Raw genomic sequence first — 12,332 nt, 5'->3', positions numbered from 1 at the left:
GCCGCAGCGTGTGTAGCCCTCATAGGAGTGCGGCGATTCCACCCAGCCGATGGCGCACAGATCGCAAACCACGTACTCGACCTCGAAAGCCAGGTCGGCTCCGAGATAGGCAGCTCGGATGCGCCAACCCGTTCGTTCGAAGGCCCCAGCTGGCCTGTCAACCCAGGGGCGCGGCGGGGTGGCGTTCCAGGCGACGCGGTAGGACTCGGGGTACATGTATCGGCGGAGTCGGTCGCGCCAAGTCGGCTTGTCGGGCCACTCTCGCATCCAATGCACGTGGTCAGCGAGGTTCGCGATGGCACGGATAGCCGCCTTCTTCTCTGCCAAGGCTCTCCTTATGCGTGTCTGACTTGAATGGGCGCGTCAGTCCCCACTCGTTCTGAGGCGTCTGTGATACGACGTCAGTCGGTCTGGTAGAGACGGAGTGCGGGGCGCCCAGGTCACGTCGCATGGTCACCCGGAGTTCGGCCAGGGCCTCGTCTATGGCGTCATCCAACTCGCGGTACGGCGTACTGCCGGCAGGGGGATGATCGCAGCTGAAGCGATGGAACTCTTCGTTGAGATCTCAGTCAGCTGAGGATTGGGACTCTTCCGCCCATGCAGTGAACTCGGCCAAGTACCCTCGACTGTTAATGGTGTGTGGGTGCTCGGTTCCTAGGCTGCGTTCGCGCTTCACCACGACGTCGTTCATCGTCTCGATCGCAGTCGTGAAATGCCCCAGTGACGCCCGTGTTCGTGCGTACAACGTCTGAGCGGCAAACGTGATTGGGAAGTCCGAACCGTAGCGGCGTTCGTATTCATCCACGACTGAGCGTGCTCCTTCGTCAGCCGCTTCCAGGCGCCGTAGCCTGAACAGGGCAAGGGCATAGGCGTGTCTGGCCCCAAGGGTTTCGTCGTGGCCCTCCCCTAGGTACGTGGCACACTCCAAAGGGAGCGGCACCGACATCTGGTCAACTTCAGCAGCGAGTTCGGAGTCATGCAGGTATTCGAGGATGGCCGCCCGAGCCCTCAACGTGAGGGGATGTCTGAGTCCGAGTACACGGCTGCGTGCGCTGATCGCGTGGCGCAGCAGGGGTATGCCCTCCGAAGCCCTACCCATTTGCTGGAGAGGCAAGTTGAGGCCGTAGTAACTGTCCAAGGTGTCGGGATCCTCTGTCCCGAACAGCCGCTCTCTGTCTTCGAGGACCCGGCGGAGGAGAGTTTCCGCTGCATCGAATTTGCCGAGACGGAAAAGTGCCCGACCTGCGCGTGAATAAGCGCCGAGGATCAATCGGTGCTCGGCGCCGAGGGTTGGCTCTGCTGCAGCCGCTGAAGCCGAGGCCAGCTCCCAGGCTGTCAGATAATCGCCAGTACGGTGCAGGGCAATGGCAAGACGCAACGCTACATCGAGAGCGTCAGCGGTGATAGACAACTCATTTGAGCGCTGCAACAATGCCAGCGCATGTGGTGCGAAGAGCCGCAACTGCAGATTCTGCGGCCCGCGCTGAGGAACGGCTGGTACGGCCTTATCGAGCAATCGTGCAGCTGCCACTGCAAGCTCAGGGACCGCGCTGGCCGAAGTGCCCGCGGCGACGCTCGCCATCAACACACCGTGCGCCTGGGCGCAACGCACACCTGCGTCGACAAGAGTCACCAGGGACTGGTCGAGCAGCCCCCGTAACGCTGCTTCAGCCCTGCCCCTCGGCAGCAGACCCGCTTTGTCCAGGCCGCTCAATAGCGACAGTGGCAACGGGGCGGCCCCGTAGCAGGCCAACAAGCGCAGTAGCGTGGTCGATTCGGGCAGACCCTGTGCTGAGAGCGCGTCCAGCGAGAGCTGCCACGTCCGGCTGAGCAGGCCCCGCGCATCTTCACCAGGCAGAGAAACCGCACCCTGGTCGATGAAGCCGACTTGCTCGGGCCCGTCAAGGTGCTCCCCGTACCTAGCCATCGTCCATGGGTCAATGAACTGATGCGCTAGGAAACCACCCGCGAGGGTCAGCGCCAGAGGCAGCCGGCCCAACCGGTCCGCGACCGACCTCGCCTCCTCCACGGTCCCCGTCTGCGGTGCGAGATCGCACAGCACCTGCGCTGCCGCCTCGGGCGGCAATACCCCGACGTGATGCAACTCGGCGTCGGTCCAGCGATGGGCCGCCGCTTGGCGGGTAGTGACCAACACGGTGCCGCGCGGACTGCTGCGCAACCAACCGTCCTGAAGGACAGCGGGGTCATCGGCATTGTCGAGTACGAGGAGCCAAGACTGCTCGGACCCGTCAAGCTTGTCCCATACGAGGTCGGCGGCGGCGCGCAGCCCATTGCGAGCTGCCAGCAACTCGCCCTCCTCCGCGCCTCGATCGGCAGCGACGGCGAGCATGCCGCCTCGGAGAGCCGCTGGGTCGGACGCGTTGACCCATAAGCCGATTCGCTTGGCAACGTCCGTCGCGTACCGGAAGACTTCGTGAGCAACTGCGGTCTTGCCGCAACCGCCCATTCCATGCAGGACGTAGATCTGGCCACAGTTGCCAGGCTCGACAGCCGTGTGCAGACGTTCTGTCAGCTCGGTACGGTCGCGGAAGACGGCGGGGGCACGACCGCCTGTCGGACGACGCACCGACTCGATACGTGACGAATCGACGACCCTCCAATCGGAGCTGCTGTGGTGGTGATGCTCGATGATTTGCTGGTCACCGGCTGCCTGATAGACCCGTCCCTCGCTGTCGGCGCGCCCGTCCATGGCGCTGCGCCCGCTCATGTCTCACCGATGTGCTGGTCGCGGCCTGCTTGATAGACCCTGGCCTGACCCGAGGCCGTGGCGTGCTGCATGACCGTCTGCGTCGGTGCCGCGCCCGGGGCGAGTTCATTGAGGAGACGGCGCAATTCCTCAGCCACCTCCGGCTGGGCCATGAGCAGCCGTCGTATCCGACCTGCCCACTCCGCCTGCAGTTCCTGCGCCACCTCCTCATCGCCCGAAGTCTCCGCGGCGAGCAAGTCCTCGCGCGTAGCAGCAAGTTCAGCTGTCACAGCGTCCGCACGCTCAGGATGTACGCGCCGCCACACGTTGGCGACTGCGACACGAGTACGCTCCCAGACGTCTGTAGCCATCAACGTGACCACGGTTGTCCCTGCGGTACTCGCCAGCGCGGCCAGCTCCGGCTCCACGGATCCTCCTGCTTCCAAGTCAACTGCTCTGCGTGTCAAGCCACATACCCTATGGCCCTCGCAGTCACCCGCGATGGCATTGCTCGGTGCGAATGGCTGCAGGGAGCGCGCCGGCCCTCAAGTGACCGCACCGATCGTGAATCGCCCACGCCTCACCACCGCTCTCCACCACCCGATGTGGGAGTCCGTACAAGCTGGGATGGCACAGGACGCATGTCGAAGCGCCTTCCGTCCTGTCAGAGAAGGGCGGTCATGTCAGCAGCGTCCGTCTTCCTGCTATCACCAGCATTGCTCCGCCCGGTGGCCGATGCCCACGAGCATGGTGCTGCCTTGGGCGGCGTATCGGGACCGCAGGAGTGTGTACGATCCTTTGCCCCCAGAAGATTGGGGTAGTCAAAACCGCAGCTCAGGGCAGATGTGGTGCACGTGCGTCCGCCTCGGTGAGCTGCCGGTGTTCGGGCGCGTGCGTGCCGTGTGGTCCCAGCAGTTGCCGCTTGCGCTCATGCGGTGGTGTGTGCTCTGTGCTCCCACTATGCGCACTTGTGCGGCGTGGCTCCTCGCCACATGGTCATCTGGGCTGCTCTGTCCGTCGGCGAAAGGGAGATCGGATGACCGACTCGGCTGTTCCCTGGGCACGCCAGACCTTCGGCGACCTGGCAGAGCCGCTGGCGACGGCCATTGTGAAGAGCCTGACGCGAGCACATGAGCGGGCGAGGAGTGGTCATGACGGCGTGCACACCCAGACGTTGGAAGCCTACGGGCACGGGTTGTATGCGGCCCAGTTCGAGGAACTCATGGCCGGCTTGGAGGGCCTCGCCGGAGCCACGTCAGTCCGTCTGCATGCCCGGACTGTCATGGTCGTCGCAGACCACCTGATCTATCCCTTCCGGTATGCCAGCAAGGACCTGCCCGTCACCGCAGCCAGGCTGAAGAAGAAGGATGGTCTGCGGGCTGAACTCATCCGTGAGTTCGGACCGGAGCCCATGCAGGGCGAACTCGACCTGGGCCTGGAGGAGTTCGAGAACCATGAGAGTCACCGGGGGCTCGCGCAGATACCTCCTGGCACGAGCTTGGTCATCGTCGCCTACGCCTGCTCCATGAGCGAGGGCATCCTGCGCCTTGAGTGGGGCGTAGCCGACTTGCGACCCGACCGATACCTCCAGTGGCACCGCCACGAGGCTATGTAGCTTCCCCCGCCGGCGACTCCAGCTCGCCAGAGTGCGCCACTTCTCCGGGCTTCGGCATAGCCGTACCAGTGTCGCAGACGGGTGAGGGTGGCCCAGGCCAGAGCGGGGTGGGGACGGTCACCCTCCGGCATCGACTGTCAGCGTCGGCCAACCTCGCACGGCCCAGAGACGGCCCGAGATGGCCCGCTCCCCCACAGCCTGACCAACCAGCAATCGCGTTCGAGACTGCGGACAGTGGCGACATGGCACTGTGCGCAACGGTCCACGGCGCATCACGGCTTACCGCTGACGCCTCCGCCGCTGCTTCCGCTGCTTCCGCTGCTTCAGTGCATGGCTCACGGAGCAGATCACTCTTCGTGCCATCCGGCATGGACGGCTGGCGCCATTTCAGGCGTCACCGGTAGCTTTTGGGAGTCCGCCTAAGGGGGCTCGGACACCACATAGAGGTTGGGGGGGGCGTGGATCCACAGATAGCTGCACTTGCAGGTGCGGCTGGGACGACGATCGTCACACTGATGGCCACCGACGCGTGGCAACGCACTCGTGACGGAGTCACATCCATCTGGAAACGAGTGCACCCGGAGCGCGTTGACGCACTGGCTGCTGAGCTCGACCTGACGCGTGAGCAAGTCCTTGCCGCGCGCGACGTCGGGGACACCCCGACAGAGGACGAGCTCCGAGCGGAATGGCAAGGCAGGGTTCGCCGGCTGTTGCTTGCCGACCCCAGCGTCGTTGAAGATCTGCGGGAGTTGCTAGACGAACTCGCCCCAGAGGCCTCGGTGAACGGTGACACGTACAACGTGCAAATGCATGCTCGCGCAACAGAGCAGGGCCGGGTTTACCAGGCTGGACGTGATCAGCACATCAGTGAATCATGAATGTGCCCGAAAGGCCCGTGACGCTAGGGGCACAGGCATCTGGCCAAGCGCGCGTGTACCAGGCTGGCCGTGACCTCTACATCAACGGCGGCGCTAGCGCTTTCGTCCCGCCGACAGTGGTTCCGCTAAATCGGTCGGGTCTTGAGAGGCAAGATTTCGTCGGCCGAAATACAGAAATCGAGGAAATACTCTCACGCCTCCAGACGATACCTGACGATGACGTCGGGTCAGTACTTGTACTGTCGGGGCTTGGCGGCGTCGGCAAGACGGCACTCGCCGTAAGGGCTGCTCGTCTCGCAGTAGAAATGGAAGCTTTCCCCGGGGGCGCCATATCTGTCGATCTACGCGGATACGAGACAGGCCTTGAGCTAAATGTCTTCCCACATCAAGTTTACTCCCCCGCACTCAAAGCGTTGGGCGTGGATAAGATTGACCCCATACCGGAGAATCAGGGGCCTCAGTTCCATTCCGAACTGGACAGGCGTGCCAGCCAGAATCTACCCGTTTTGATTCTGCTTGATAATGCTCGCACGCCGGAACAAGTGCTCCCACTTATCCCTAATTCGAAGGTTCATCGAGTTGTCGTTACCTCCCGCAACGCCATCGCACCACTACTCCCCGCTACGAATCTGCGGCTCAATGTGCTGCCGCATGAGGATGCGACAGCGGTGCTCGAATCGCAGGCGAGAAGGGGAGTCCCATCAGCTGGCCTCGATAGGTTAGCAAATCTCTGCGATCGACTTCCCTTGGCACTCAGCATTGTTGGCGCAATCCTGGCCTCCGATCCGGAACTGAGCGCAGGAGAGCTAGCTGATGAGCTTTCGCAGGAAGAGGAGCGACTTGAAGGGCTAGAGCATGAAGATGTTGCTATCAGGGTGGCTTTTCAGCGATCCTACACGCGGCTAAGTGAATTTCATGCACATGCATTTCGAACCCTAGCGCTTAATCCAAGCGCAGACATTTCGATCGACGCCGCCGCCCTTCTGACCGATGTCCAGCATTTGAAGGCCAAGCGAGCCTTGCGTCACCTTTTGAATTGTCACCTCTTGGAGTCAGGTGATTCCCCCAACAGGTGGACGATGCACGACTTGGTTCGTCTGTACGCACTTGAACAAGCGAAGAAGACGGACAGCGCGGAGTCTCGTCACGCGGCTCAGGTGAGACTCCTGGACGACTTCGTGAAGCGATCCGCAAGTGCGTCAGCGTGGATTAACCACAAACCCACTGAAGGGTTTCCGAGTCGCGTCGCCGCCATGGAGTGGTTTGCGGCCGAAGCGTCGAATCTAATCGCCAGTGTGAGAATCTCCAACGACCTGGGCGAGTACGACATCACCACAGGCTTGGCCGTAAGCCTAGTAGCGTACTTGGATAACGTAGCAGATTACTCCTCCTCCCTGCCCATCCTATTCGCTGGAATTGAAGCAGGTAAGAAGAGTGGCAATCAAGAAAGCGTTGCTGCTGCGTACAACAACTTAGGCATCCTGTACACCTCCACGAGGAAGTACCGCGACGCGGTGCGCTGGCTAAATAAAGCGGTTGCGCTATTTCATCGGCTCGGCGAGAGCGACGAGGAGGCTAATTCGCTAATCAACCTCAGCGGGGCGTTGAGAATGATGCTCGGCCCGGAAGCCAGCATGGATCCCCTACAAAGAGCAATGACGATCAGCGGGCGGCGTTCCGGATTCGGCCTTACTAACCTTGGGATTTCCCTGAGAGAATCAGGGCGATTCAAAGAGGCGGAAACGGCCCTTCGAAGAGCGCTGGAAATTCATTCTCGAAATGGGGCCAGAAATGCCGAGGCTTCTACGCTCGCGCAACTAGGAACCGTTCTGCTTGAGGTTTCACAACAGACGCGTTCCAGGCGCCGCCTTGAAGAGGGTGTGTATTACCTCCAGGAAGCAATCACGGCTTACAAAGACGTGCGAGATCGCAGCGGCGAGGCTGCGGCTCTTATTAATTATGGAAACGCAATCATAATGATTCACGGCAAAGAAAAGGCGCTTCAAGTATATCGGTCTGCGTTGCGGTGCTTTCGTGACATAGAAGATGACCACGGCCAGGGTCTGGCGACCGGGGCAATTGGCCTAGCTTTGGCCCAGCATGGAGATGGCGCAGGCGCCCGACCATACCTTATTGAAGCCCAACGGCTCTTGGTGCCATTTCACGAACCAGATAAGAAGCGGATGATTGCTAAGTATCTGAAACTCGGGTGATCTAGGTAGGAGTGGTGCTTCGCCATGAGTCCCGGTCTATCGGGCACGGATGCGGCACGACTGCACACAGGCTTTGAGGTCGGTCGCATCCTTATCAAGTCGATCAGCTGGGGTCGTGCTCGCGCTCCTGGACCACGCCAGCAACCCACCTTGCCAGCCCGTAGTCGTCGCACCCTGCGCGGAACCCCACACGTTCCTCATCCATGGCATGACGCTAGCACCGGAAGCCACGACAGGTCTGGGCGACCTCTTCGTCCCGAAGCAATTTGGCGAACCTGTCGACGTGCGCGTACTGCCACGTGGACCTGGACGAACTGTTCCTGAGTGTCCGTGGTCATCCGGCCGAGTACGCAGTCGTTGTGACGCAGCTAGACACTCAGCCCGCGATGCCTGCACCTCGGTCCGCCAGTCTCTCGTTGTGAACAGTCGACGGGTCGGTCGCTGAGGTCGGGCTGGCTGTCCGGCCCCATTTCGATGTTGAAAACGGGGTGAATTGATCCTCTTGTGCGGCTAGTGTGCTTCGTCACACTGTGCACCGCTCTCCTTCGCGAGGTCTTCATGAGTTCGTCAAACGGCAGCCTGCTCACTGAGATTCAGCGCGACGTCCTGGACGAGAGCAAGTCGCTGGCTAGCGCTCTGCGCAAGTGCGTAGTCCTTGGGGGTGAAGCCAACTCCGCACCGCTGCGAACCTGGGCGACGCGGGAACTGCGCGGCTACGAGCCGAGCGACGAGTTACCTGAATTCCGGGTCGTCGCTGGAGCCCTGCACATCGACGGCATAGCTGGCTACAACCAGATTACTGGCCAGATGATCAGCCCAAGGTCACTGCCCGAAGGTATCCGCGATCACGTCAGCGAAACCTATGAACTCCGTGCCGGTGTGGGTGAGATCGAGGCGATGATCCAACAAGCGGAGGGCTCGCACGTCCACTTGGGCCTGCCTATGGGTGCAGAAATTGCAGCACACATGAATCGCTCACTCGGGAATGGAGTGCAGCAGATCACGCGGGTCTACCGTGCCGTTGCTGTGGTCAGCCTTCGAGCTGTGCTTGATCACGTTCGCACTCGTCTGGTCGAGTTGGTCGGAGAGCTGAGAGCGATCATGCCGGATGCCCGGGCGGAGCCAACCGAGGAACAGGTAGGTCAGGCTCTGAGTGTCGCTGTTCATGGCTCACCCAACGCACAGGTAAACCTAGTCACCTCGCAGGCCAGCGGGCACGGCCAGAGCTCCACGAAGCAGTCCCAGGGTCCCGAGACACCAACAGAACCGGGCTTCTGGACCACGAACCGAAAGATCGGCGCCTTCGTGGTCGGTCTGGCGACGATCGTCGGTACTGTCGTTGCGGTGATGACCTACGTCACCTCGTAGCTGCGGACTGTGACCGCGCGATAGGTCGGTGTAGCGGCTTTGGGCTGGAGCTGCCATGGGGCGAGAGATCGGGGCCCGTAAGCTCTCCGCGACTCGGGCAGCTCCTAGCCTGCCCGCAATAGCCCGAAGTGGGCCCCGATCTTCGAGGCTCGCCCCATGGTGGCTGCCTAAAGCCGTGGAGCCGACCGCCCCCCGCCGGCACCCTTTCTTCTCTGTCGTGTCGCGTCCGCGCGCGGCACGGCGGCCGGGCCGGAGCGGGGCGAAGACAGGAGCGTCGGCCCGGCGGCAAGCCGGGGCCGCGCGGCGAGCCGGGGCCGCGCGGCGAGCGAAGCGAGCCCTTGATGAGGTAGGGAAATTCTTACCGCCCTGATCGTCATCCTGGCAGTCTCCTTGCGGCTCGGACACCAGTCCCTCAGTCACGCTCCGTGTGCATGCGCACCTGACCGGGGACCGCGCCGTCGACATCGCAGACGTCTTCAAGAGGGAGGAGAGACTGGCCGACGAGGGCGCGTGTTAGCAAAGGTGTTAGCAAGCAAGATCAAAGAGGCCCGTTCCGTACCCGGAAGGGGCCTCTGACCTGGAGCCGCCTGTCGGATTCGAACCGACGACCTTCTGTTTACAAGACAGATGCTCTAACCAGCTGAGCTAAGGCGGCGGGCGCGGATGCAGTCTACCCACTCCGGGGTGGGGGTCCGCGATGCGGTTTCGTTGCTGTCCGAGTGCTGACAAACGCGGGGCCGAAGGTTAACGTCACCGCAACATCCACAGGAGTGGGTGTCCCCTTTACGACGGATCGTCCGGCACGTACCTGCCGGTGAAGGAGACAACATCATGGCAACGGTCACGTATGACCAGGCAACCCGGATCTACCCCGGTGGCGACAAGCCCGCCGTCGACAAGCTCGACATCGGCATCGAGGACGGGGAGTTCCTCGTACTCGTCGGGCCGTCCGGCTGTGGCAAGTCCACCTCTCTGCGGATGCTCGCAGGCCTCGAGGACGTCAACGAAGGCGTCATACGCATCGGCGACCGCGACGTCACGCACCTGCCGCCGAAGGACCGGGACATCGCCATGGTGTTCCAGAACTACGCGCTCTACCCGCACATGAGCGTCGCCGACAACATGGGCTTCGCCCTGAAGATCGCCGGCGTGAACAAGTCCGAGATCCGCTCGAAGGTCGAGAACGCGGCGAAGATCCTCGACCTCACCGACTACCTCCACCGCAAGCCGAAGGCTCTCTCCGGTGGTCAGCGTCAGCGTGTGGCGATGGGCCGCGCGATCGTGCGTGAGCCGCAGGTCTTCCTCATGGACGAGCCGCTGTCGAACCTCGACGCGAAGCTCCGTGTCCAGACCCGTACGCAGATCGCCAGCCTGCAGCGCCGCCTCGGCATCACCACCGTGTACGTGACCCACGACCAGGTCGAGGCCATGACCATGGGTGACCGGGTCGCCGTCCTCAAGGACGGTCTGCTCCAGCAGGTCGACACCCCGCGGCACATGTACGACCGCCCCTCGAACCTCTTCGTCGCCGGCTTCATCGGCTCCCCCGCCATGAACCTCGTCGAGGTGCCGATCGCCGACGGTGGCGTGAAGTTCGGCAACAGCGTCGTGCCGGTCGAGCGTGAGGCACTGACCGCTGCCATCGACAAGGGCGACAAGACCGTCACGGTCGGCGTCCGCCCGGAGCACTTCGACCTGGTCAACGGTGACGGCTCCGACAAGGCCCTCTCGAAGGACGAGCCGGCCGGTGTGGCCGTCACCGTCAACGTCGTCGAGGAACTGGGCGCCGACGGTTACGTCTACGGCACGGCGAAGGTCGGTTCCGAGGACTGCGACCTGGTCGTCCGCGTCTCCGGCCGCAAGGTGCCCGAGAAGGGCTCGGTCGTCCACGTGGTGCCGCGCGGCGGCGAGACCCACGTCTTCTCGACCTCCAGCGGTGAGCGTCTCAGCGACTGACGCCCCCTCGCAGCGCCTGAGTTCATGACTGCTTGAGCTCACAGGGGCCGTACGCCCGGACCAAGTCCCGGGGGTACGGCCCCTTTTCGGCCCTCTCACCGGGACCGCTCGAACACATCCGTGCGCCGTCGCTCGACAGGGTGACTGAATGTCGCCAAATCGCCACTCTTCGCTAGCATCACGTGCGTGAACCACGCAGCCCGCCGTATCGGCCGATCCCTCGCTCTTGTTCTCCCGGTCGTCCTCGTCCTGTCGGGAACGCTCGCCGTCGCCACCGTGCCGTGGGCGGCCTCTCCTCCCGAGAACCAGATGCTCACCGCGTCCGAGCACAGGGCGTCCACGAAGGCGACCTCGCGTGCGCCCCAGGACGTCCTCCGCGACCGCCTGGTCGCCGAGTTGCAGGAGAAGGACCCCGGGATCGCACTGACCAGCCTTCAGGAGGAGATGGCCCGCAGGCCTTCCCTCGCCAAGCACTGCGCGTCGGTTGCGCGGGCGCTCGGCCGTGCCGCGGTGGAGAAGTACGGCAGCGTGCAGCGCGCCAGTCGCTACTCGCGCCCGGTCTGCGACACCTCCTTCGCCGCCGGTGCCGCCCAGAGGTACTGACGTACCGGTTCTCCGAGACACCCGGCAACTCCCGTACGCGGCACGGCCGTCGGCGGGCGTTCGCCGCATAGGGTGCGCTGCATGACGCAGCCCCCCACCCAAGCCGTGATCCTGGCCGGCGGCCAGGGGACGCGGCTGCGGCCGTACACCGACGACCGTCCCAAGCCGATGGTCGAGATCCCCGGCACCGGAATCCCCATCATCGGCCACCAGTTCGCCTGGCTGGCCGCTGAAGGCGTGACCGATGTCGTCGTCTCCTGCGGTCACTTGGCCGAGGTGCTACGGGACTGGCTCGCCGGGACGGAGCTGCCGATCCCGCAGGGCGATGCCGGCGCCGAGGGGCGAACTCCCTTGCGTGTCGAGGTCGTTGTCGAGAAGGAGCCACTGGGCCGCGGCGGCGGCCTGAAGTACGCCGCCGCCTCGCTGCCCCGTCCGGACGAGCCCTGGTACGCCACCAACGGCGACATCTGGACCCGCTTCCCCCTCCGAGAGATGGCCGCGTTCGCCGCGGAACGCGACGCCGTCGCCACGCTGGCACTCGCCCGCCCACGCATCCCGTGGGGGGCTGTGGAGACCGACAGGTTCGGGCACGTGGTGGACTTCATCGAGTCGCCGCCCTCCCCGTACCTGGTGAACGCGGGCGTCTACGTCTTCTCCCCGTCCTTCGCCGAGCTGCTGCCCGACCGCGGCGATCACGAGCGCACGACGTTCCCGCGGCTCGCGCGTCAGAGGCTGCTCGCGGGGTTTCCGCTGCCGCAAGGCGCGTACTGGCGTGCCATCGACACCGCCAAGGATCTGACGGAGGCCGCCAGGGAGTTGCGTGACGGCGGCCCCTCCGGGGAGACGGGCGGCGGTCCCCCGCTGGGGTGAGACGGACGTGCGGCCGGCGAAAAGCACACGGACACGCGTAAGGGGTTCGCTCCAGGAGCGAACCCCTTACAGATCGGGCCGACGCCCGCAGCGGTGCCAGCCTGCGCCGCCGGCCCGGTCGA

Annotated in this window: 9 protein-coding genes and 1 tRNA gene; 7 read left to right on the top strand and 3 right to left on the bottom strand. The window is 63.7% G+C overall.

Going from position 1 to position 12,332, the window contains the following annotated elements:
• Positions 1–565: 565 nt before the first annotated feature.
• On the bottom strand, positions 566–2,728 hold the full coding sequence (locus H5J26_RS02980; RefSeq protein ID WP_181764079.1) for a tetratricopeptide repeat protein: 2,163 nt from the start codon (positions 2,726–2,728) through the stop codon (positions 566–568).
• On the bottom strand, positions 2,725–3,135 hold the full coding sequence (locus tag H5J26_RS02975) for a hypothetical protein (protein ID WP_181764078.1): 411 nt from the start codon (positions 3,133–3,135) through the stop codon (positions 2,725–2,727). Before H5J26_RS02975 ends, H5J26_RS02980 begins: the two co-directional genes overlap by 4 nt.
• 608 nt (positions 3,136–3,743) lie before the next feature.
• On the opposite strand from H5J26_RS02975, the gene H5J26_RS02970 reads away from it, so the two are divergent.
• The 4 genes from H5J26_RS02970 to H5J26_RS02955 all read left to right on the top strand — a co-directional run bounded on the left by H5J26_RS02970 (position 3,744) and on the right by H5J26_RS02955 (position 8,781).
• Positions 3,744–4,322, top strand: a complete 579-nt coding sequence (locus H5J26_RS02970; protein WP_181764077.1) for a hypothetical protein — start codon at positions 3,744–3,746, stop codon at positions 4,320–4,322.
• Between the two features lie 458 nt (positions 4,323–4,780).
• Entirely contained in the window at positions 4,781–5,200 is a 420-nt protein-coding gene (locus H5J26_RS02965) for a hypothetical protein (protein WP_181764076.1), read from the top strand.
• Between the two features lie 53 nt (positions 5,201–5,253).
• Positions 5,254–7,413 (top strand): tetratricopeptide repeat protein, encoded by a 2,160-nt coding sequence (locus H5J26_RS32180; RefSeq protein WP_181764075.1) that lies wholly within the window; start codon positions 5,254–5,256, stop codon positions 7,411–7,413.
• Positions 7,414–7,971: 558 nt separating this feature from the next.
• Entirely contained in the window at positions 7,972–8,781 is an 810-nt protein-coding gene (locus H5J26_RS02955; RefSeq protein ID WP_181764074.1) for a hypothetical protein, read from the top strand.
• A 578-nt stretch (positions 8,782–9,359) separates the two neighbouring features.
• Here the strand turns inward: H5J26_RS02955 and H5J26_RS02950 are convergent.
• Positions 9,360–9,436, bottom strand: a tRNA-Thr gene (locus tag H5J26_RS02950).
• Between the two features lie 176 nt (positions 9,437–9,612).
• Between H5J26_RS02950 and H5J26_RS02945 the strand changes: the two genes are divergently transcribed.
• The 3 genes from H5J26_RS02945 to H5J26_RS02935 all read left to right on the top strand — a co-directional run bounded on the left by H5J26_RS02945 (position 9,613) and on the right by H5J26_RS02935 (position 12,210).
• On the top strand, positions 9,613–10,737 hold the full coding sequence (locus H5J26_RS02945; RefSeq protein ID WP_181764073.1) for an ABC transporter ATP-binding protein: 1,125 nt from the start codon (positions 9,613–9,615) through the stop codon (positions 10,735–10,737).
• A gap of 186 nt (positions 10,738–10,923) precedes the next feature.
• Positions 10,924–11,340: a hypothetical protein gene (locus H5J26_RS02940; RefSeq protein WP_181764072.1), complete on the top strand. Its 417-nt coding sequence runs from the start codon at positions 10,924–10,926 to the stop codon at positions 11,338–11,340.
• Between the two features lie 81 nt (positions 11,341–11,421).
• Positions 11,422–12,210 carry a nucleotidyltransferase family protein gene (locus H5J26_RS02935; protein WP_181764071.1) on the top strand — a complete coding sequence of 263 codons (789 nt, stop codon included), beginning with the start codon at positions 11,422–11,424 and terminating at the stop codon, positions 12,208–12,210.
• The last annotated feature ends 122 nt before the right edge of the window (positions 12,211–12,332 follow it).

This window comes from Streptomyces albidus (ex Kaewkla and Franco 2022) (assembly GCF_013870515.1).
Lineage (GTDB): Bacteria > Actinomycetota > Actinomycetes > Streptomycetales > Streptomycetaceae > Streptomyces > Streptomyces albidus.
This window is presented reverse-complemented; position numbering and strand designations above follow the sequence as displayed.

Coding starts and splice junctions, on each gene's coding strand:
- H5J26_RS02980 (WP_181764079.1), bottom strand. CDS start 2,728: ATGAGCGGGCGCAGCGCCATGGACGGGCGCGCCGACAGCGAGGGACGG.
- H5J26_RS02935 (WP_181764071.1), top strand. CDS start 11,422: ATGACGCAGCCCCCCACCCAAGCCGTGATCCTGGCCGGCGGCCAGGGG.
- H5J26_RS02970 (WP_181764077.1), top strand. CDS start 3,744: ATGACCGACTCGGCTGTTCCCTGGGCACGCCAGACCTTCGGCGACCTG.
- H5J26_RS02955 (WP_181764074.1), top strand. CDS start 7,972: ATGAGTTCGTCAAACGGCAGCCTGCTCACTGAGATTCAGCGCGACGTC.
- H5J26_RS02945 (WP_181764073.1), top strand. CDS start 9,613: ATGGCAACGGTCACGTATGACCAGGCAACCCGGATCTACCCCGGTGGC.